At 66.9% G+C, this 21,310-nt stretch carries 19 protein-coding genes; 13 read left to right on the forward strand and 6 right to left on the reverse strand.

The genetic code is table 11. The features are described from left to right. Positions 1 to 2 precede the first annotated feature (2 nt). The gene (locus QW845_RS26330) at positions 3 to 1,916 is read left to right on the forward strand and encodes a nitric oxide reductase activation protein NorD (RefSeq protein WP_315804431.1); all 1,914 of its coding nucleotides are present in this window, start codon (positions 3 to 5) and stop codon (positions 1,914 to 1,916) included. Positions 1,917 to 1,919: 3 nt separating this feature from the next. Here the strand turns inward: QW845_RS26330 and QW845_RS26335 are convergent, their stop codons facing one another. Then, on the reverse strand, positions 1,920 to 2,354 hold the full coding sequence (locus QW845_RS26335) for a DUF2267 domain-containing protein (RefSeq protein ID WP_315804432.1): 435 nt from the start codon (positions 2,352 to 2,354) through the stop codon (positions 1,920 to 1,922). A gap of 1,263 nt (positions 2,355 to 3,617) precedes the next feature. Between QW845_RS26335 and QW845_RS26340 the strand changes: the two genes are divergently transcribed. Further along, positions 3,618 to 3,860 (forward strand): hypothetical protein, encoded by a 243-nt coding sequence (locus QW845_RS26340; protein ID WP_315804433.1) that lies wholly within the window; start codon positions 3,618 to 3,620, stop codon positions 3,858 to 3,860. 297 nt (positions 3,861 to 4,157) lie between these two features. Then, on the forward strand, positions 4,158 to 4,952 hold the full coding sequence (locus tag QW845_RS26345) for a creatininase family protein (protein WP_315804434.1): 795 nt from the start codon (positions 4,158 to 4,160) through the stop codon (positions 4,950 to 4,952). Between the two features lie 104 nt (positions 4,953 to 5,056). Here QW845_RS26345 and QW845_RS26350 read toward each other — a convergent pair whose 3' ends face one another. Then, a complete protein-coding gene (locus QW845_RS26350) occupies positions 5,057 to 5,995 on the reverse strand; it encodes a LysR family transcriptional regulator (protein WP_315804435.1) in 939 nt (312 codons plus the stop codon). 179 nt (positions 5,996 to 6,174) lie between these two features. Between QW845_RS26350 and QW845_RS26355 the strand changes: the two genes are divergently transcribed. From QW845_RS26355 to QW845_RS26385, 7 genes are read left to right on the forward strand one after another with little or no spacing between them, the layout of a single operon-like run. Then, the gene (locus tag QW845_RS26355) at positions 6,175 to 7,125 is read left to right on the forward strand and encodes an N-carbamoyl-D-amino-acid hydrolase (protein ID WP_315804436.1); all 951 of its coding nucleotides are present in this window, start codon (positions 6,175 to 6,177) and stop codon (positions 7,123 to 7,125) included. A 26-nt stretch (positions 7,126 to 7,151) separates the two neighbouring features. Then, entirely contained in the window at positions 7,152 to 7,973 is an 822-nt protein-coding gene (locus QW845_RS26360) for an ABC transporter substrate-binding protein (RefSeq protein WP_315804437.1), read from the forward strand. Further along, positions 7,970 to 8,827, forward strand: a complete 858-nt coding sequence (locus QW845_RS26365) for an amino acid ABC transporter permease (RefSeq protein WP_315804438.1) — start codon at positions 7,970 to 7,972, stop codon at positions 8,825 to 8,827. Before QW845_RS26360 ends, QW845_RS26365 begins: the two co-directional genes overlap by 4 nt. Next, complete coding sequence (locus QW845_RS26370) at positions 8,824 to 9,591, forward strand: amino acid ABC transporter ATP-binding protein (RefSeq protein WP_315804527.1); 768 nt, start codon at positions 8,824 to 8,826, stop codon at positions 9,589 to 9,591. Before QW845_RS26365 ends, QW845_RS26370 begins: the two co-directional genes overlap by 4 nt. Positions 9,592 to 9,595: 4 nt before the next feature. Continuing rightward, positions 9,596 to 10,414 (forward strand): ABC transporter substrate-binding protein, encoded by an 819-nt coding sequence (locus QW845_RS26375; RefSeq protein WP_315804439.1) that lies wholly within the window; start codon positions 9,596 to 9,598, stop codon positions 10,412 to 10,414. Next, a complete protein-coding gene (locus tag QW845_RS26380; protein ID WP_315804440.1) occupies positions 10,401 to 11,294 on the forward strand; it encodes a polysaccharide deacetylase in 894 nt (297 codons plus the stop codon). The genes QW845_RS26375 and QW845_RS26380 overlap by 14 nt, the downstream gene beginning before the upstream one ends. Next, the gene (locus QW845_RS26385) at positions 11,291 to 12,664 is read left to right on the forward strand and encodes an amidohydrolase family protein (RefSeq protein ID WP_315804441.1); all 1,374 of its coding nucleotides are present in this window, start codon (positions 11,291 to 11,293) and stop codon (positions 12,662 to 12,664) included. Before QW845_RS26380 ends, QW845_RS26385 begins: the two co-directional genes overlap by 4 nt. A gap of 6 nt (positions 12,665 to 12,670) precedes the next feature. On the opposite strand, the gene upp is transcribed toward QW845_RS26385, so the two are convergent. From upp to QW845_RS26400, 3 genes are all read right to left on the reverse strand, one after another. After that, positions 12,671 to 13,300 carry a uracil phosphoribosyltransferase gene (upp, locus tag QW845_RS26390; RefSeq protein WP_315721502.1) on the reverse strand — a complete coding sequence of 210 codons (630 nt, stop codon included), beginning with the start codon at positions 13,298 to 13,300 and terminating at the stop codon, positions 12,671 to 12,673. 224 nt (positions 13,301 to 13,524) lie between these two features. After that, positions 13,525 to 14,739 carry a URC4/urg3 family protein gene (locus tag QW845_RS26395; RefSeq protein WP_315804442.1) on the reverse strand — a complete coding sequence of 405 codons (1,215 nt, stop codon included), beginning with the start codon at positions 14,737 to 14,739 and terminating at the stop codon, positions 13,525 to 13,527. Positions 14,740 to 14,754: 15 nt separating this feature from the next. Next, positions 14,755 to 16,011: a GTP cyclohydrolase II gene (locus QW845_RS26400; RefSeq protein WP_315804443.1), complete on the reverse strand. Its 1,257-nt coding sequence runs from the start codon at positions 16,009 to 16,011 to the stop codon at positions 14,755 to 14,757. A gap of 258 nt (positions 16,012 to 16,269) precedes the next feature. On the opposite strand from QW845_RS26400, the gene QW845_RS26405 reads away from it, so the two are divergent. Together QW845_RS26405 and QW845_RS26410 are read left to right on the forward strand one after the other, a co-directional pair. After that, positions 16,270 to 17,499 carry an amidohydrolase family protein gene (locus QW845_RS26405; RefSeq protein WP_315804444.1) on the forward strand — a complete coding sequence of 410 codons (1,230 nt, stop codon included), beginning with the start codon at positions 16,270 to 16,272 and terminating at the stop codon, positions 17,497 to 17,499. Between the two features lie 279 nt (positions 17,500 to 17,778). Continuing rightward, positions 17,779 to 18,705, forward strand: a complete 927-nt coding sequence (locus QW845_RS26410) for an N-carbamoyl-D-amino-acid hydrolase (RefSeq protein WP_315804445.1) — start codon at positions 17,779 to 17,781, stop codon at positions 18,703 to 18,705. Between the two features lie 224 nt (positions 18,706 to 18,929). Here QW845_RS26410 and QW845_RS26415 read toward each other — a convergent pair whose 3' ends face one another. Further along, positions 18,930 to 19,589: an aspartate/glutamate racemase family protein gene (locus tag QW845_RS26415; RefSeq protein ID WP_315804446.1), complete on the reverse strand. Its 660-nt coding sequence runs from the start codon at positions 19,587 to 19,589 to the stop codon at positions 18,930 to 18,932. 128 nt (positions 19,590 to 19,717) lie between these two features. Here QW845_RS26415 and hydA point away from each other — a divergent pair, with 128 nt between their 5' ends. Next, positions 19,718 to 21,187, forward strand: a complete 1,470-nt coding sequence (hydA, locus tag QW845_RS26420) for a dihydropyrimidinase (RefSeq protein WP_315804447.1) — start codon at positions 19,718 to 19,720, stop codon at positions 21,185 to 21,187. Positions 21,188 to 21,310: the final 123 nt, after the last annotated feature.

Below are 21,310 nucleotides of genomic sequence, written 5' to 3' on the forward strand. Positions count from 1 at the left end.
CCATGCTCGACTTCCTCGAACTGGAGGAGACCGTCGGCCGTGCCTGGCATCGCATGGTCGGCACGACCTCGAGCTATCCGGTCCATCCGGACCAGGCCGTCGCCCTGAACGAGATCAGCGGCCGCATCGCCGTCATGTTCCGCGCGCTGGGCGGCGAGAGCGGCGTGCAGATCGCCGGAGCCAAGGCGCGCAAATCGGGCCATCGGCTCGGCTGGCGCCAGCGCATTGGCCTCGGCGACGAATGCCTCGACCAGGCCGGGCGCGACGGCGCCACCGTGTTCCTGCCGGAGACCATCGCGCTGCTGCCGGATCGCGCGCTCAATGCGCAGCTCTATCACTGGCTCGCGGCGTGGTTCGCGACCATGGCAGTCGAGCCGATCGCGGAGCGCGATCCGCTGCGGCGTGATCTGCTGGCGCTGCGCCGGGCCTGTGAGACGACCTCGCTGGTGCTGGCGCGCTTCCCGGGGCTGGCGCGTCCGCATGCGCAACTCGCTGAAGCGCTGGCTGCGGCGCGGCCGCGGCGGCCGCTGCCTCGGCTCGAGCAGCAGGTCGAGCACATCGTCATGGCGCTGCTCGGCGCGGGCGCGCCGCCCAAAGGCGCGCTGTGGAATGCGGTCATCGCCGGCGGCCCGTTGCCGCAGGCCGCCCCGCCCGGCTATCGGCCGATGCTGCCGTGTCCGCTGTGGGGCGATTGCTGGGGTCGCGATGCCGTTGCCGCGGCGCGCGACGACGACGAGACGCAGACGCCCGCAGAGCAGGAGGGGGCACCCGACACCCGCAAGCGATTCGCGCGGCGCGAGCGCGACGACACGGCCAAGCGCGATCCATTCATTCTCAACCGCTTCGAGAAGATCCTCGCGATGGCGGAGATGGTCAATGTCGATCGTCCGTCCGACGATACCGACGATGACGACGCCCGCAAGGCCGCCGACGATCTCGACGAGCTTGCGATCGCCAGGCGCAAGGGGCGGCCGGCGAGCAAGCTGAAGTTCGACCTCGATCTGCCGCCCGAGGCGGTCGACACCGCGAGGCTCGACAGCGGCCGGCTGTATCCCGAATGGAATTATCGCAGCGGCGCCTATCTGCCGGATCATTGCCGCGTCGTGACCGGCGACGCCGCCGAAGCGGGCGAGGCGTGGGCTCCGGACGATGCGATGCGCCGGCGGATCCGCAGCGTCCGGCGCAGGTTCGAGACCTTGCGGCCGCGCCACGAGATCATGCGCGCGCAGGCCGACGGCCACGACCTCGACATCGACGCGCTGGTGCGCGCGCGCAGCGATCTCAATGCCGGCCATGGCGGCATCGACCGCGTGCACCTCGCGATGCGCCCGCTGGCGCATGATCTCGCGGTGACTCTCCTGGTCGACGTGTCGCTGTCGACCGATGCATGGATCGATGGCGTGCGCGTCCTCGACGTCGAGAAGGAGGCGCTGCTGGTGCTGGCGCATGGGCTGTCGGCCTGCGGCGACAGCCACAGCATTCTCACCTTCACCTCGCGGCGCAACTCGTGGGTCCGCCTGGAGACCGTGAAGGCATTCGGCGAGCCGATGAGCGGGCGGGTCGAGCGCCGCATCGGCGCGCTCAGGCCCGGCTACTACACGCGTATCGGCACGGCGGTGCGTCACGCCGCCGGCGAGCTCGCCGAGCGATCCGAGCGCAAGCGCCTGCTGCTGGTGCTGACCGACGGCAAGCCGAACGACGTCGATCACTATGAGGGACGGTTCGCGATCGAGGACACGCGCAAGGCGGTGCGGGAAGCGCGACGCGGCGGCGTCGCGGTGTTCGGCGTGACCATCGATGCGTCGGCGCAGTCGTATTTTCCAACCCTGTTCGGTCGCGGCGGCTACGCCATCGTCGGCAACATCCGGCGACTACCGGCCGCACTGCCGGCGCTGTACCGGCAGTTGGCGCACTGACGCTTACGTCGCCGGCTCGCGCAGATTGCGCAGCGACACGGGCAGGTGAGCCATCAGCTTGTCGAACTCGCCGGGATCGAGCTTCTCCCAGAGAATCTCGAAGATGCCGCGCGCCGCCGTGAGCGGATCGACCGGGAATTGCGGCGGCAGTTGGCGGAAGATGTCATCGACGAAATATTCGAGATGGCGGTCCTTGGTCGGGGTTGCCGCGTGGTGCCAGCCCTCGTAGTAGATCCCGCGAATGAGCATCGGCAACTGGACGCCGAAATTCACGGCGACGGCCAGGGGCATGCGGTCGCGCAGCACATGAAGCACGGCACGCAGTGCATTGTAGGCCTGCTGCCGGCTCGCCAGCGCGAGGCGCTGCTCGATGGCCTTCAGCCAGATGTTGGTTTCCTGGACGGTGTGATCCAGGGCGGTCACGCCGGTCTCGCTCATGTGGTTCTCCATGATGACAAGTGCACAGGACCGTTCGAGGGACGCCGAACGAGGTAACGGCAAGGCCTGATTCGCTTGAACGCCTTGTCAGTAGGTGGTGCGTCCGGGCCGGGCATGTTGACCTGCATCAAATCACGATGTCGTGGTCGGACCGTGAGGTAAATGGCGGGTCAACGGTCTGCCCAGCCGTTTACGATCCCTGGCTGCCGGAGCGGCACCGGCGGTCGGCAAGCCCATCCGTCATCTTACGGAGATCGTCGTGCCCCCGTGCACGGCACGCAACATTGGTCAGCAGTTCACTCTGACAAACAGCCATCGACAAACAGAACGTCTACAAATCAGCACGTCGCGATCTCGCGGCGCGGATCGCGCCCGAGTCTTGCTTGACGGAACCCTCTTCAAGGGAGAGGGCGCAGGGAAGGCCGGGAGCTCGCCGCCCCCATGGCCCCCGTGCGGAAAGAATGCACGGGGCAGGAACCACAGGTTCGGCCGAGACATCCCGGCCTTCCCTGCGCGACGGTGTTACGGCTTATACGCACTCTCCCCGGTGAACGGGCTGTCTTGCCACCGTCACCCGCGCGAGGCTGAAACCTCGTCGCGAGCTTGACGCCAGCGTCGCGGCGCCAGGACCATGCGATTTCGCCGTCCGCACCGTGCCGTTCGTCCGCAGGCATGACACCCGCTGCGACACGTCGCGTCCATCGCATCCCGCACTCCACGTCTCGTGACGTTCGCGACACGCCCCTCTTCATGAGGCGGGATGCGCGGAAATGTGCAGGTGATTTGCCCGACGGCGCAAGCGCCAAACGTGCGACGAACTAACACGACGGGCAATTCGCGCATGGCGGCCATGCTGATTCGTTCGTTCGATGGTGGCGGGATTTTGCGTCTACCCGTGCTCAGTCGGAGAGCGCATCTCAAGTTGGCATCGGGCTGCTGCCTTGGGGGTGGTGCGAGGTGGGCGCTGCGGGCGCTGAGAGACGCGCGACCACAGCGCTCCTCGTTCGCGGTGGCGAGCATGATGCCGAGCCACCGGAACGTTCGCGTCGCAAGTCTGGAACTTGCGCGACTCGTTCGCGCTGAACATCCCGAGATCATCGCGGGCCGGCGCTGCGCCGTCAGGTTGAACCGTAGTTGTCCTGCTTGTGAAGAACACGTCTTCGCTTGCTCGTCGCGACAGACTCACCTTACATCGGAGTCGTCCGAGGCGGAGAGATCGCGCGCTCGGCACCCCTTCAACTCACGAATCGACGTCGGCTCGCAATGCTCAAGTCTGCCCAAGAGAAGTCTGTTCACAACAAGCCTGCTCAAGACAAATCCGGCAAAGACCTTCCGCTGACCGGCTATGCCGTCGTGGTCGATGGTCAGATCAAGACCGAATTCAAGACCAAGGATGGTGCACACAACGGCGCGCATGACCTCAAGCGCCGGTTTCCGATGTTGCAGATCAGGGTGTACGACGCGGAGACGAAGCAGACCCACGACATCGAATTGACGCGGGCGTGAGACTGGCCCGCCGCGCGGGCCGTGGTGTTGTGAGGACGCAGGGCCGTTGCACCTTGTCGAGGTCGAAATCGCTGCCGATGTTTGAGCGTAGCATGCTCCTGATGTAGCCGAGGGTGCGGTCCGGGTTGCCGCGCCGTCACCCTTGTGGGAGAGGCCGCTGTATCGCGCGGTGGCGTGCGGGCCTGGCTGCACGCAGGCGACTGTTGGCCTGCGTGCAAGAGACGCCGAGATGGGCTGTTGCGGTCGCTGCGTGATCTGAGCCAATCTGCCTCATCTCCGACCATGCGAGCAGCCATCATGACCGAAACCGCCTGGAACAGACTTTCCGCCGCAGCGCTTCGCGCGCTCGCGGCCCGAGACGCGATCGTGCTGTTGCCGGTGGCCTCGACCGAGCAGCATGGTCCGCATCTGCCGACGGGAGTTGATGACTTCCTGTGCAGCGAGGTCTGCCGTCGCACCGCGCTGGAGCTGACTCCAGACTATCCCATCGTGGTCGCGCCGACCGTTTGGTGCGGGCTGGCCGACCATCACGTTCCGTTCGGTGGCACCTTCACCCTCAGCCTCTCCACCTACCACGCCGTGCTCAGGGACCTGTGCCGCTCGATTCTGAATGCCGGCTTCCGCCGCATCGTGATCGTCAACGGCCATGGCGGCAACATCCAGGCGCTGGCCACCCTCACCGGCGAACTGACGCGCGAGCTCAATGCGTCGATCGCGACGACGACCTATTTCATGGAAGGGCGGGAGACCATGGCCAAGGTCCTCGAGGATCAGGACGGCGTGATGCATGCCTGCGAAGCCGAGACCTCGATGATGATGGCGGCTCATCCCGGCCTCGTCGACGCGGCGAGGCTCGACGCGGCCTTTGGGCCGAGCTTCGACATCATGGGCTCGCTGGTGCCGTCGCTGAAAATGTTCAGATCGTTCGGCGACATCACCACCTCCGGCGTCGCAGGCGATGCGCGCAAGGCATCTGCTGCAAAGGGCGAGAAGCTGCTCGCCGGCTGCGCGGCGGCGCTGGCGGCGCGATTGCGGTCGGGCGAGCCATGGTCGACTGCAACAATTCCGCCGCCAGCCGCAAGACGACAGTGACGCGGCGCATCATCCCGAGAAGCCCGTCGCAGGCGGGCGTTTCTGGATGATGGGCCGCAAACGATGCGTCCACGGGTTTAATGGACGCATTCCGATCGGCAAGCTCAGCCGCGTTGTGTGGAAGCGGCGAGACACGGAGCCCCGATCGCGTCGAGGCCGCCCGCAAGACTGCGGCTCGCGTTTCGCACCTCGCTGCGAAACGTCTTCGCCAGGTTCGACAGCGGCCGCGCCTCCGACCACAGCACATAGGCCGAGACTTTGGTGCTCGGCGTGAACGGCCGTACCACGAGATCATGCCCGCCCTGGCGCGGCGAGAATGGATCGACCACGGCGACGCCGACGCCGGTCGAAGCCAGCACGCAGGCCGTGTTGCAGTAACGCACTTCGACGGTCGGCTGGAAGTCGGCATCGGCTTGCCGAAAGCTCTCGCGCACGGCTTCGCCGAGGCGCGTGCCGCGTTCGAGACCGATCAGCGGGAACCCGGCGAGATCCCGCGCTGAAATCACGTCGCATTCCGCAAGCGGATGCCGGGCCGGCATCACGCACACCATCTCGCCGGTGTGCACGACCTCATGGGCGATCCCGGGATGGTCAGACAGTCCGAGCGCGAAGCCGAGCTCGGCGACGTTGCCGAGCACGCCCTCGATGATGCCCTCGTAGCGGCGCACGTCGAAGAACATCCGCGTCTGCGGCCGGCGCCGCAGGAAGCCTGACAAGGTCGGCGGGATGATGCTGTAGGCGAGCGGCGGCGTGGCGACGATCGACAGATGACCCGTCTTCTGCTCGCGCAGGTCACGCACGCGGTTTTCGAGCCGGGCGTGCAGGGTGAAGATCGCCTCGCTCTCCTCATAGAGCGTCATCGCCTCGGGCGTCGGGAACAGCCGGTTGTTGACGCGCTCGAACAGCGTGAAGCCGGCCTGCGCCTCCATCGCCTTCAGCGCATTGCTGATCGCAGGCTGCGACAGCGCGAGCTCCTCGGCGGCAGCGACCGTGGTGTGGTGGCGGATGACCGCCCGCAGGATCTCCAACTGGCGCAGGTTCATGGCATGGTCGCCCTATTAGCCCGGGTGATGGTCTCGGCCAAAATATCATAGACCGAGGTCGTCCCGACTGGTTGCAATTCCTGCGCCGGTTTCGCTTCATTGATGCTTCTCTTGCGCGTCGCAGAGGGCGGTGCTGCCGCCTGCTGGAAAGGCATGACGCACAGATCGGAGGCAGAATTTTGAGCCGTATCTTCCGCGCCGCCGCCGCCCAGATGGGGCCGACCCAGCGCGCCGACAGCCGCGGGCACACGCTGTCGCGCATGATCGGGCTCCTGGAACAGGCGGCCGCCCAGGGCGCGAAGCTGGTGGTGTTTCCGGAACTCGCATTCACGACCTTCTTCCCGCGTTGGATCCTCGAAGGCGATGAGCTCGACAGCTATTTCGAGCGCGCGATGCCGAATCCGTCCGTTGCCGCGCTGTTCGACCGGGCGCGGGCGCTTCGCGTCGGCTTCTATGTCGGCTATGCCGAGCTGACGCCGGACGGACGCCGCTTCAACAGCTCCATCCTGGTCGATCCCGACGGCGAGATCATCAGCAAATATCGCAAGGTGCATCTGCCAGGCTCGGTCGAGCCGCGCCCGGGTGCCAAGTATCAGCAGCTGGAGAAGCGCTATTTCGGCTATGGCGATCTCGGCTTTCCGGCGGTGCGCGCGGGGAGCGATTGGGGCGGCGCCATCATGGGCATGATGATCTGCAACGACCGGCGCTGGCCGGAATCGTGGCGCGTGCTCGGACTGCAGGGCGTCGAGCTGGTCTGCGTCGGCTACAATTCCGCGGCCTATGATCCGAATGGCGGCAACACCGAGGATGCGTCGCTGCGCACCTTCCATTCGACCCTGGTGGCGCAGGCCAACGCCTACATGAATGCGACGTGGGCGATCGCGGTCGCAAAGGCGGGCGACGAGGACGGCAGCGGGCTGATCGGCGGCTCCTGTATCGTCGATCCCAATGGCTGCATCGTGGCGCGGGCGAGGACGCTCGCTGACGAGGTCGTCGTCGCCGACATCGACCTCGATCTGTGCCGCCAGGGCAAGGACAAGATGTTCAACTTCGCGGCCCATCGCCGGCCGGATCAGTACAGGCTCATCACCGAGCGCGCCGGCGTCGTCGAGCCGGTCGTGGTCGATTAGCCGTTCACATTGGGGAGTGTTGCAGGATGCGCCGTTCGTTGTTTGCAGGTCTCGTCATCCTCGCCTCGTTTGCTGCGGCGGGGGCGGCGGAGCTGCCCGCTGAGATCAAGCAGGCTGGCGTGCTCAAGCTCACGGTCAACTCGACCTACGCGCCGATGGAATATCACGACCCCGCCACCAACGAGCTGAAGGGTCTCGACATCGACCTCGCCAACGCGCTGGCGAAGCGCCTCGGCGTCAAGATCGTCTGGAGCGAGACGCCGTTCGCCGAGCTCATTCCGTCGCTGCAGACGAAGCGCGTCGACTTCATCATCTCCGGCATCTCGGATCGTGCGTCGCGGCGCGAGACCGCCGATTTCGTCGACTATCTCGTCACCGGTCCGCAGTTCTTCGTGCTGGCGGACAGCGATGCCAAGGCCGCGACCGATCTGTGCGGCCGGAAGATCGGCACCACGCGCTCGACCAGCTTCCCGCAGGAGATCGAGAAATGGAGCAAGGCCAGTTGCGAGGCCGCAGGGAAGCCCGCCGCGCAATATGCGCCGGGGGAGAACTCGATCGATGTCCGCAATCAGCTCAAGCAGGGCCGCATCGATGCTGCCGTGCAGGGCAGCGAGACCTTGCCCTATGCGCAGTCGCAGGAGGCCGGCAAGTATCGCATCGTCGGTGAGCCCATCGCCTTCGGCTACCAGGGCATCATGTTCCGCAAGGATGATGCCGCGCTGCGTGAAGTGGTGACCGAGCAGCTCAAGGCGATGATCGCCGACGGCAGCTACAAGGCCATCCTGGACACATGGGGGCTTGGGGCCAATGCGGTCCGCGAGCCCATGCTCAACGCGGCGCCGCAATGAGCCGCAGCGAGGCCCTGGCCGACGGCTTCCCGGATCTGTCCGGACACGGGATCGCGCGGCAGGCGCATTGGGGCCGCTGGCTCGCGGCCGCGGTCATCGTCGTCGTCCTCGTCGCGATCGGGCGGGCCTTCGCCAAGGGGCAGATCGAGTGGGTGTTCGTCGAACGCTTCCTGACGGCGCCGGTGATCCTGCGCGGCATCGTCAACACGATGGTCATGGCGGTCCTGGCGATGATGCTCGGAATCGCGCTCGGCGTCGTCGTTGCGATCATGCGGCTGTCGCCCAATCCGGTGCTGCGGTCGGTCGCCGCCGGCTACACCTGGCTGTTCCGCGGCACGCCGCTGATCCTCCAGTTGTTGTTGTGGTTCAATCTGGCGCTGGTGTTTCCAACCATCGGCATTCCCGGCCTGTGGAGCGCGCGCGCGGTCGATGTGATGACGCCGTTCCTGGCCGCGCTGCTCGGGCTCGGCATCAACCAGGGCGCCTACACGTCCGAGGTGATGCGCGCGGGCCTGCTGTCGGTCGATATCGGGCAATACGAGGCGGCGCAGGCGATCGGCATGGGACGATTGCAGGCGCTGCGCCGGATCATTCTGCCGCAGGCGATGCGCGTGGTGATCCCGCCGCTCGGCAACGAGTTCATCGGCCTGGTCAAGGCGACCTCGCTCGCCAGCGTGATCCAGTACCCGGAGGTGCTGCATTCGGCCGAGAACATCTACTACGCCAATTCGCGCGTCATCGAGCTCCTGATCGTCGCCGGCCTGTGGTATCTGCTCGTGGTCTCGATCCTGACGCCGCTGCAGATGCTGCTCGAACGCCGCTTTGCCCGCGGCATCGCGCGAGGCGGCCGCTGATGAGGCCGCTGGTCGCGATCCGCCAACTGAGCAAGCGCTTCGGTGAATTTCAGGCGCTGAAGCAGGTCTCGCTCGACGTCTTCGAGGGCGAGGTGGTTTGCCTGATCGGGCAATCCGGTTCCGGCAAGACCACCTTGCTCCGCTGCGTCAACCAGTTGACCACGGCCGACAGCGGCGGCATCTGGCTCGACGGCGTGCTGCTCGGCTTCCGCGAGCAGGACGGCCGGCTGCACCGGCTGTCGGAGCGCGAGATCGCGCGGCAGCGGCTCGCCTGCGGCATGGTGTTCCAGCGCTTCAACCTGTTTCCGCACATGACGGCGCTGGAGAACGTGATCGAGGGGCCGGTGCAGGTGCAGAGGCGCAGGCCGGCCGAGGCGAAGGACGAGGCGATGGCGCTGCTGCGCCGGGTCGGCCTCGCCGACAAGGCGGGCTCCTATCCGTCACAATTGTCGGGCGGCCAGCAGCAGCGCGTCGCGATTGCGCGGGCGCTTGCGATGAAGCCGCGGCTGGTGCTGTTCGACGAGCCGACCTCGGCGCTCGATCCGGAGCTGGTCGGCGAGGTGCTTGCCGTGATGAAGGAGCTCGCGACATCGGGCATGACCATGCTGGTGGTGACGCATGAGCTCGGCTTTGCGCGCGAGGTCGCCGACCGGGTGGTCTACATGGACCAGGGCGTGATCGTGGAGAGCGGCCCGGCCCGCGAGGTGCTGCGCGCGCCGCGCGAGGCGAGAACAAGAGCGTTTCTGGCAGCGGAAGTGGGGTGAGGTGATGGATTTGAAGTGGATCGTGTTGGCTGGACTCATGAGCGCCGCCGTGGCGGGCACGGCTCTCGCCGCCGAACTGCCGGCCGAGATCAATCAGAACGGCCTGCGCATCGCGGTGGTGCCGAACTATCCGCCGATGGAGTTCAAGGATCCGGCCACATCGACCCTGACCGGCTTCGATGTCGAGCTCGGCGAGGCGCTGGCCAAGAAGCTCGGCGTCAAGGCTGTCTGGCAGGAGACGAGCTTCGACCAGTTGATGCCGGGCCTCGCCACGCAGCGTTTCGACATCATCCTGACCGGCATGACCGACTACAAGAGCCGGCAGGACACCGCGACCTTCATCGATTATCTGCGCAGCGGCCCGCGCTTCTTCGTGCAGGCGTCGCGCGCGGCCGAGCTCAAGGAGCCGACCGCGCTGTGCGGCAGGAAGGTCGGCGCCTCCAGGCGCACCAAGTTTCCGGACCAGATCGCGGCCTGGAGCGAGAAGAACTGCGGATCAAGCCCGATCCAGTTCGTCGGCACTGAAGGCTCGGCCGACGCGCGGACGCAATTGAAGCAGGGCCGCATCGATGCCGCCGTGCAGGGCAACGAGACCTTGCCCTACATCATGGACCTCGAGCCGAACGCCTACGCGCCGGTCGGCGAGATGATCGCGCTGCAATATACCGGACTCGCGACGCCGGTGAAGGCGGACGAGCTCCGTGGCGCGCTGCACGCTGCGCTGGAGGGCCTGATCGCCGACGGCAGCTACAAGGCGCTTCTGGCGAAGTGGAAGCTCAGCGACAACGGAATCGAGAAGGTGCTGATCAATGCTGGACAGTAAGGCGCTCGCGGGGATCCCGGTCGTTCCCGCCAACACTGCGCCGCCGGCGCCGGACTATCCATGGCCTGCGCCGTACAGAGCGGCGATGTTCCTGTCGTTCGACATCGACGCCGAGAGCGCCTGGACGTCGAAGGATCCGGCGCACGCCGCGCGCCTGGTCACGATGAGCTTCGGCGGCTACGAGGCGCGCGTCGGCACGCCGAAGCTGCTCGAGCTGCTCGCCGAGCTCGATCTCAAGGCGACGTTCTTCATCACGGGATGGGCGGTCGATGCGCATCCGGCGATGGCGGAGGCCGTGCTGAAGGCGGGCCACGAGATCGGCCATCACGGCTATCACCATCTGCTGCCCGATCCGGGCGATCCCTTCATCGTCGAGGAGATCGAGCGCGGCTTCGAGGCGATCCAGCGTCGGCTCGGCATCCGGCCGATCGGCTACCGCGCGCCGTTCGGCGAGTTCTGCGAGGAGCTGCGGATAGCGCTGGTGCGCCAGGGAATCGTCTACACCTCGTCGTTCCGCGACGACGTCAGGCCCTATCGCCATTGCCTCGCCGACGGCAGGCCGGGCACGATCGAGATCCCGGTGACCGCGAGCTATGACGACTGGATGCACGGCCTGTCGGCGCGGTTCTCGCCGCGCTCGATCTTTCCGAAGGAGCATGTGCTGTCGATGTGGAAGGATGAGCTGGACGAAGTCCGCGACTGGGGCGCGATGGTGACGACCGTGCTGCATCCGCAGGTCTCGGGCCGGCCGATGCGCTTCCGCCTGCTGCGCGAGTTCCTGACCTACGCCAAATCGTGCCAGGACGTCTGGATCACGACCGGTGCCGAGATCGCCGCGAACTACCAGCGCCACGAGGCGGCGGAAGCGAAGGGCGCATGAGCACGACCGCGATCTTCGGCAGCTATGTGCTGACGCGCAGGGACGGCGCGCAGGACGTGCTGCGCGATCACTGGGTGGTGGTCGAGGGCAGGCGCATCGCGGCCGTGACGCGCGACAGGCCGGCGGCGGACGAGGTGTTCGATCGTCCGGGCCGATTCGTGCTGCCGGGGCTGTTGAACCTGCACAACCACATCTTCAGCGAGGCGATCGCACGCACGCTCACCGAGGACGGCAACGGCCGCCGCAACAACAAGAGCATCGTCTACACGGTGCTGCTGCCGCTCTCCAAGCGCGGCGCGGAGATCCTCACCGCGGAGGAGCGCTTGGCGATCGGCCGCATGGGCGTGCTGCAGCTCCTGAAGGGCGGCGCGACCACGGTGATGGAGCCGTTCCGCAACGCCATCCCGGAGCTGTTCGATGCGGCATTCGAGATGGGCCTGCGCTTCTACGGCGCGCCCTATCTGTTCTCGAACTCGGACGCCAAGGCGGATGCCTCGGGCACCGTGCACTATGCCGGTGACGACGGCGAAGCCGACATGGCGACCTGGAACGCGCTGCATCAGCGCTGGCACGGGCAGGGCGACGGCCGCATCCGGCTCGCGATGAGCCCGCACGCGACGGATACCTGCGGGCCGGATCTCTTGCGCGCGGCCGCGAGCCGGGCGCGCGAGCTCGACGTTCCCATCACGACGCACATGGCGCAGAGCCCAGGCGAAGTCGCGACGATTGCGCAGCGCCATGGCGGCCGCACGCCGGCCGAATATCTCGACTGGCTCGGCCTGCTCGGTCCCGATCTGCTGGCCGCGCACTGCCATGCCTCGACCGATGCCGACCTCGCGCTGATGGCGGCGCGCGGCGCCGGCGTGCTGAACTGCCCGCGCGTGTTCGCGCGCGCCGGCGTCACCGCCGCCTTCGGCCGCTTCGCCGCGCACGGCATACGCACCGCGGTCGGCACCGACGGCTACAACATGGATCTGCTCGGCGAGCTCAACGCGGCGTCGATGATCTCGAAGATCGCGCTGGGAAGCGCCGAGACGGCGAGCGCGCCGGAATTGATCGACGCCGTCACCACGACGGCCGCCGCCATGATCAAGCGCGACGATCTCGGCGTCCTCGCGGCGGGGGCGACCGCCGACCTCACCGTCGTCGACATGACGCATCCACATCTTCGGCCGCTACATGACCCGCGCCGCGGCCTGATCGCGCTCGCCAACCGCGCCAACATCGACCAGGTGATGATCGACGGCCGGCTGCTGATCCACGACGGCCGCTATCTCCACGGCGACGAGGCGGCCATCACCGCCGCGGGTACTGCTGCGATCGAGAGGATCTGGGCGCTGCCGGAGGCAGAGGCGGCATTCGCCGGCTGAATGCTGCTACCGCGTGCCGTAGGCGCGGTCGCCGGCGTCGCCGAGGCCGGGGACGATGAAGGCGTCATCGTCGAGGCCATCGTCAATCGCGGCGGTCCACAGGGTGACATCGGGATGCAGGCCGCGGACGCGCTCGACGCCTTCGGGGGCGGCGATCATGCAGACCATGCGGATGTCCTTGGCGCCGCGCTCCTTGAGCCGGTCGACCGCGGCGACGGCGCTGTTGCCGGTCGCGAGCACCGGCGTGACGACGACGGCCAGGCGCTCCTGCAGGTCGGACGGCGCCTTGAAGAAGTACTCGACTGCGGTGAACGTCTGCGGCTCGCGGTAGAGGCCGATATGGGCGACGCGAGCGGTCGGCACCAGATCGAGCATGCCGTCGACGAAGGTGACGCCGGCGCGCAGCACGGGCACGAACACCAGCTTCTTGCCGGCGATCTTGGCCGACTGCATCCGCGCCAGCGGCGTCTCGACCTCGACCTCGGTCAGCGGCAGGTCGCGCGTGACCTCGTAGCAGAGGAGCATGCCGATCTCCTTCAAGAGCTCGCGGAACGACTTGGTCGAGATCGACTTGTCGCGGATCAGGGTCAGCTTGTGCTGCACCAGCGGATGATCGACGACCGTGACGCCTTCCATGGCTTTCATCTCCGAAGCGTAGGGTGGGCAAAGGCGCGACGCGCCGTGCCCACCGCGATCTTAGCTCAGCTTGGAATGGTGGGCACGCTGCGCTTTGCCCACCGTACGCGCAACTGATCAGTTTCGTCATGGCGAGGAGCGAAGCGACGAAGCAATCCAGACGTCCTTCCCGCTTTGCTCGCAATGACGGAACCGCGAGGTCGGCGACCTCAGGCCCAAACCCCTTAAAACACCGTGCCGTCGGTGAGGATGGTCAGCGGCGGCGAACCGTCCGGGCGGCGGGCGAAGGCGAGCTTGCGGCCGGCGGCCCAGCTGCCGCCTTCGAGGATGCGCGCCAGCGGTAGCTGCTCCGCGGTCTGGCCGGTGCGCCGGCGGATCAGTTCGGCCAGCCGGTCGAGCAGGGCGACGGTCAACGCGCGCCATTCCACCACCAGCGGAGAATCGACCTCATGCACGCGCGCGGCATCGGCGGGATCGCGCAAGCTCAGCACACCGCCGTCGACGAACAGGCCGCCATTGCGGTATTCGGCGAGGCCGGTGAGGCCGTCGATGTTGTCCACCACAAGGCCGGCGCGCTGCAGCGGTTCGATCAGCGAATAGCTCAGCCATTGCGACAGCTTGTGCAGCGGGACGAGACCGGTGGTCGCGTCATCGGTGATCAATGATGGATGCCGCCAGCAATCGCCGAGCGCCGTGCCGTGCAGCGTCAGGCGTGACGGCCAGATCGGGCCGAGCTGACGCAGCACCTGCTGCAAAATCGAAGGGGCCTCGATGCGGCCGCCAGCAGCCAACCGATCGAACAGGCCACCCGGCCGCGGACCGTCCTTCGCACCGAAGACCTCGGGACTTGCCGCCACGACGGCGCCTAGCCGCCGCAGCAACTCCACGCGCCCCTCGAGCCCGACCAGCGGATTGTCGGCACCGACCTGAAAACCGCGTTCGAGATCCGCGACCGTGAGCTGCCTGAGCCTCGCCGCATCGGCCCGCAGCGGATCGCTCGCATTGGACGAGAACGCGCCGCTTGCGAACATCTCGAGGCTGGCCAGCGCCAGCCCCTCGGAGCGGCCGACGCTGAAGCCGCTGGCTTCGTCATGATAGCGCCACGCCGCGCCGGCGCCGGCGTCGAGCAGCACGCTCGCGATGGCGAGATCGAACTCGGCGCGCGCCCGCGACGCCGCATTCGGCCAATTCACTTTGTCGGCGATCGCGGCCCAGCGATCGACACCACCGACCACGAAATGCCGCCAGCGCGAGTGGAACGGCACCTCGCCGTCGGGATAGGCCTTGCGGGTCACATCAAGCACGACGTCGGCGATCGCGTCGAGCCGGGCGATGTCGATGCGGAAATGCGGCAGCTTGTCGGCGAGACCGAGCGCAAGCAGCTGATGCGACCGCTCGCGCACGGCGCGGGCCGACAGGAGATATGAGACGTCGTCCATGATCTGCTGCTGCGCTCAGTACTTCTCGAGCGGGCGGCCGACGGTGTCGCCGAGCGCCTCGGGTTTCTGCGGCTCCAGCGAGAAATAGCCGGCCGCCTTCTTGGCCGCGATCTCGACATGGGCGTCGGCGGGAATCAGCTCGTCCGGGATCGGCACGCGCTCGACGATGTCGACGCCCTGGCCCACCAGCGCGTCGTGCTTCATGTCGCTCATCGAGATGAAGCGGTCGATGCGTTTGATGCCGAGCCAGTGGATGACGTCGGGCATCAACTGCTGGAACCGGGCGTCCTGCACGCCGGCGACGCATTCGGTGCGCTCGAAATAGGCCGCTGCGGCGTCGCCGTCCTCCTGGCGCTTGCGCGCATTGTAGACCAGGAATTTCGTCACCTCGCCGAGCGCGCGGCCTTCCTTGCGGTTGTAGACGATGATGCCGAGCCCGCCGTTCTGCCCGGCCGCAACGCATTCCTCGATACCGTGGATCAGATAGGGGCGGCAGGTGCAGATGTCGGAGCCGAACACGTCGGAGCCGTTGCACTCGTCGTGTACGCGGCACGTGATCTTCGTTCGGCCGTCGTTCAGCTTGGTGACGTCGCCGAACAGATAGACCGTGGTGCCGCCGATCGGCGGCAGGAACACCTGCAGATCGGGCCGGGTCACCAGCTCCGGATACATGCCGCCGGTCTGCTCGAACAGGCCGCGGCGCAGACTGGTCTCGCTGGTGCCGAAGCGCGCGGCGACGCCGGGCAGGTACCACACCGGGTCGATCGCGACCTTCACCACCGAGACGCTGCCATTGGCATGCACGACGTCGCCGTCATGGACGAGGCGCTTGGCCGCGAGCGCTGCATGCAGCTCGGGGAGCTCGATGCGCGCCTTGGTCACGGCGATGGTCGGCCGGATATCGATTCCTTCCGCGATCTCGCCGCCGAAATTCTCGGCCACCAGATGGCCCCAGGGATCGAGCGCGACGATCTTCGCCGGATCGCGCCACTGCGCGAACGGGCCGATCGTGGCGGCGGGATGGGTGTTGGTGAGATCGGGGCGGCGGATCGGATCGAGCGCACCGGATGATACCGCGAGCGCGCGGTAGACCGTGTAGGAGCCACCATGGCTGCCGATCACGTTGCGGTCCTGCGGCCGCGACACGGTGCCGATGATCGGCCCGCGCTCGCGCGCGGTCTCGGCGCCCCAGTGGAGCGGGAAATTATGCTTGGCGCCTGGCACCGGGTGCGAGGTCAGGCGGATATGATCCGTGCGGTTGGAGCGAGTCATCGGACAGCCACCCCCAAAACGGCAACGGCCCGCCTTGACGACGGGCCTGAGCAGAACGCGTTCACGTTTTCCATGCATCAATATAGCAGTTTTTCTGCAGCAAACAAGGGTATCCCGGGCGGCATCTATTTGTAAACGAATGGTGACGACGGCCGGCTTGCAATGCAGCGCGGCCTCGCCCGCTGGCATGGCGCTTGCCTTTTGGACGCGACGCCGCCAGCTTGGCGCGCGTAGGGAGTCTTCGGCGGCAAAGGCGGCATGGACCTGATCATTCGCAACGCGGTGCTGGCGCAGCAGGGCGAGCTGCGCCGCGCCGATATCGGAATTTCCAAAGGCCGCATCGCCGCCATCGAGTCCGCGCTGCCGGCCGAGGTGGAGGAGCGCGACGCCGAACATTGTCTCGTCGTGCCCGGCTTCATCGAGACCCATATCCACCTCGACAAGACCTGCATCCTCGATCGCTGCAGCATCCGGGAGGGGACAGTCGCCGAGGCGGTGCGGGAGACCGCGGCGGCCAAGCGCAACTTCACGCCGGAGGATGTCTATGCCAGGGCGAAGCAGACCGTTGAGCGCTGCGTCAGCCATGGCACGATGCGGATGCGCACCCATGTCGAGCTCGATCCCGGCATCGGCTTCATCGCGTTCGAAGCCATCCAACAGCTCGCGCGCGACTACGCCTGGGCGCTCGATCTCGAGATCTGCGTGTTCCCGCAGGAAGGCCTGACGAACTATCCGGGCACCGAGGAGCTGCTGATCGAAGGACTGCGTCGTGGCGCGCGCACCATCGGCGCCGCCCCGTATTTCGACACCAACCCGCCGGCGCAGATCGACCGCATCTTCGCGATCGCGCGCGAACACGACGTCGACATCGACATGCATCTCGATCTCGCCGAGACGCTCGACCACATGCAGATCGAATATGTCTGCCGCAAGACCGAGGAGTACAAGTGGGGCGGGCGCGTCGCTGTCGGCCATGTCACGCAGCTGTCGCTGCTGCCGCCGGAACGCTTCAACGCGATCGCCGCGCAGCTCGCCAATGCCGGTGTCGCCGTGACCGTGCTGCCCTCGACCGACCTGCATCTGATGGGACGGCGGCAGGATCATGCGATCCCGCGCGGCGTGGTCCCGCTGGAGCCGTTGCGCGAGAGGGGCGTGACCTGCTCGCTCTCGACCAACAACGTGCTCAACCCGTTCACGCCCTATGGCGACGGCTCGCTGATCCGGATGGCCAACCTCTACGCCAATGTCTGCCACGTCTCGCGCCCTGACCATCTCGCCGGCTGCCTCGACATGGTGACCCATGATGCGGCGAAGCTGATGCGGCTCGGCAACTACGGCATCACCGTCGGCGCGTCGGCCGATCTCGTCTGCATCGATGCCGCCGATCCGACCGAGGCGGTCGCAACGCTGGCGCAACCGCTGTGGGGCCTGAAGCGGGGGCGGCCGTCGTTCTCGCGCACGCGCCCGGTGCTGCATCGGCCGGGATGATGGCGGCACCAGGTACTTTCGGCATAGTGGCACACGCCGCTCTCTCGATATCGGTTCGGTGCCGCCGGTCATCTCAGCGCTGTCCGATGCAGCGCCCTCTCCCCTTGTGGGAGAGGGCATGTACGGCCATCCGCGTACGCGGTCGGGTGAGGGGTCTCGTTCGACGAGTGCCGCTCGTGGAGAAAGACCCCTCACCCAACCGAGCTTGCCGAGACGTCATACATGCCCTCTCCCACAAGGGGAGAGGGCGCATATACGAACTGATTGTGGAGTTCCATCATGCGCATCATCAACGTTGCCGCGGCCCAGATGGGGCCGATCCAGCGCGCTGACAGCCGCGAGGCCGTCGTCACGCGCATGATCGCACTGCTGGACGAGGCCAAGCGCAGGGGCGCTGATCTCATCGTCTATCCGGAGCTGGCGCTCACCACGTTCTTTCCGCGCTGGTACATGGAGGATCAGGCCGATGTCGATGCCTGGTTCGAGCGCGAGATGCCCAACGCCGCGGTGCAGCCGCTGTTCGACCGCGCAGCGCAGCACGGCATCGCGATGTATCTCGGCTATGCCGAGCTGACGCCGGATGGGCATCACTACAACACGGCAGTTCTCACCGACCGCGCCGGCAACATCGTCGGCAAGTATCGCAAGGTACATCTGCCAGGCCACGAGGAGTTCGAACCGGAGCGCAGCCACCAGCATCTGGAGAAGCGCTATTTCGAGCCGGGCGATCTCGGCTTTCCCGTCTGGCGCAATCTCGGCGGCATCATCGGTATGGCGATCTGCAACGACCGCCGCTGGCCGGAGACTTATCGGGTCATGGGCCTGCAGGACGTCGAACTGGTGCTGATCGGCTACAACACGCCGTCGGTGAATTCGCTGAAGTCAGCGGAGGGACTGCAGCAGCGCCTGTTCCACAACCGGCTGTCCGCGCAGGCCGGCGCCTATCAGAACTCGTGCTGGGTCGTGGCGGTCGCGAAGGCTGGCGTCGAGGACGGTCATCACCTGATCGGCGGCAGCCTGATCGTCAATCCCGACGGCGAGATCGTCGCGGAAGCGCTGACGGAGGGCGACGAGGTGCTGGTCGTACCTTGCGATCTCGATGCGACACGGTTCGGCAAGGAGACGATCTTCGACTTCGGGCGGCATCGCCGGGTCGAGCATTACGGGCTCATCACCAGCCGCACCGGCGCAGTGCCGCCGGAGTGACCCAATGTTGTAGTTTGTAGGCGAAATCCTCGCGCTGATCTCGGTGCGCTCCCTCTCCCCGTTCTTACGGGGAGAGGGTTGGGGTGAGGGGCAGCCACGCGCACCGACCGTGCGGAGAGTCCCCCTCACCCGGATTGCATCTGACGATGCAATCCGACCTCTCCCCGCAAGCGGGGCGAGGTGCACCGAGGTCGCCGCGCGAGTGTTGCCACCAAACAATGCGCTCAGCTGGCAAACGCCACCGCGCCGAGCGCCATCGTCACCGCAGCCTGGGTCGGATCGATCACCGGGATGCCCAGCGCGTCCTCCAGGTTCTTGCGATGCCGCGCCATGCCGGCGCAGCCCATCACGATGGCGCCGGCGCCGTCCTCCTCCTTCAGCGCGCGGCCGACCGCGATCATCTTCGCCAAGGTGCCTTCACCAGATGCCGTCTCGGCCACCGTCATGTCGAGCGGACGCTCGGCGGCGAGGCGGTCCATCAGCCCCATCTGGCGGAGATAGCGGATGTGGCGGCGGATCGAGCGCTGCGCGATGGCGAGCACGCCGAACGTATCGGCGCGGGTCAGCGCGGTGAGCACGCCGCATTCGGCGATGCCGAGCACCGGCCGTGCCGTGGCCTCGCGGCAGACATGCAGCCCAGGGTCGCTGTAGCAGGCGATCACGAAGGCGCTGGAGGCGTTGTCGCCCTCGACGAAGCGTCGCAGCGGCAGAGTGACGCTGTCCGCGTCCTTCTGGCTCTCGATGCCGTAGGGGCCTTCCTTCAGTGTCTCGCAGACGATCTCGGGCCCCTCCGCGAACATCAGCGGCTTGAGCGCCGCCGCGAGACCGTCGGTGACCACCTGGTTGGAGTTCGGGTTGATCACGGTGATGCGCGGGCGGGACATGGGAGCTACCTGCTTCTTCAGTGTTGACGGCGCGTGACAGGCAATCACTATGCCACGGCTGACGCAATGGGGCCGATGCGGCCATCTCGCGTCGACGGCGTTCCATTTGACAGAACTAGGAGATCGCGATGACCGAGCCGGCCTACGACCTGATCATCCGGGGCGGGCGCGTCGCCACTACCGCGGATACGTTCGAGGCCGACGTCGCTATTTCAGGCGAGACCATCGCGGCGATCGGCCGCGCGCTCGGGCCCGCCAGGCGCGAGATCGACGCGCGCGGCAAATACGTTCTTCCCGGCGGCGTCGATAGCCATTGCCACATCGAGCAGCTCTCGGCTGCCGGCATCGTCAATGCCGACACGTTCGAGAGCGCGACGACCTCCGCCGCGTTCGGCGGCACCACCAGCGTGATCTCGTTCGCCGCGCAGCATGTCGGTATGCAGCTGCCGCAGGTGCTCGAGGACTACCACGCGCTGGCGCGCAAGGGTGCGGTGATCGACTACGCGTTCCACATGATCATTGCCGATCCGACCAAGGAGACCTTGGAGCGCGACCTGCCGGCGCTGATCCGGCAGGGGCACGGTTCGATCAAGATCTTCATGACCTATGACCGGCTCAAGATCGACGACGAGCCGCTGCTCGACATCCTCGTCGCCGCGCGCGAGGGCGGCGCGATGCTGTGCGCGCACGCCGAGAATCACGGCATCATTTCGTGGATGGTGAAGCGGCTGCTGGCACGCGGCTACACCGCGCCGAAATATCACGCCATCAGCCATGCGCGCTTTTCCGAGGCCGAGGCGTTCAACCGCCTGATCGGCATGGCGGCGCTGGTCGATCAGCCGATCATGATCTTCCACGTCTCGACCGCGGAAGGCGCCAAGGTGATCCGCGACGCGCGCGGGCAGGGGCTGAAGGTGTTCGCGGAAACCTGTCCGCAATATCTGTTCATGACGGCTGATGATCTCGACAAGCCCGGCATCGATGGCGCCAAGTGGATGTGCAGCCCGCCGCCGCGCCGCGCGCCCGACCAGGAGGCGCTGTGGCAGGCGCTGGCGCTCGGCGATTTGCAGACGATCTCGTCGGACCACGCGCCGTATCGCTTCGACGAAACCGGCAAGCTGCGCGCCGGTCCGAGCCCGAACTTCAAGCAGATCGCCAACGGGCTGCCGGGCCTCGAGCTGCGGCTGCCGCTGCTGTTCGACGCGATGGTGTCGAAGGGCCGGCTCGGCCTCAACAAGTTCGTCGAGCTGACGGCGACGGCGCCGGCGAAGATTTACAATCTGCATCCGCGCAAGGGGGCGATCGCGATCGGGGCCGATGCCGACATCGCGCTGTGGGATCCGGACAAGCGCGTCACGATCACGGATGCCGCGATGCACGACCTCGCCGGCTACACGCCGTTCGCCGGACGCAGCGTGCAGGGCTGGCCGGTGACCGTGCTGTCGCGTGGCCGGGTGATTGTCGATGACGGCAACGTCTCGGTGCAGCCCGGCTCGGGCCAGTTCCTCGCCCGCAGCGGCGGCGAGGCGGCGAAGCCGACGGGGCGGCTGGTAGCGGACATGGACCCCGAGCAGAATTTCGGGGCGACGCTGCTGTGAGGGCGCGAGCACACGTCGGCCGGTGGCCTCGTGCTTCGAGACGGGCGCTACGCGCCCTCCTCAGCATGAGGAGCGAGGGCGAGGTTCGCGGCGCGCGAGCCGTGTCCCCTCATGGTGAGGAGG

The sequence above is a fragment of the Bradyrhizobium sp. SZCCHNS3002 genome, from assembly GCF_032377435.1.
Lineage (GTDB): Bacteria > Pseudomonadota > Alphaproteobacteria > Rhizobiales > Xanthobacteraceae > Bradyrhizobium.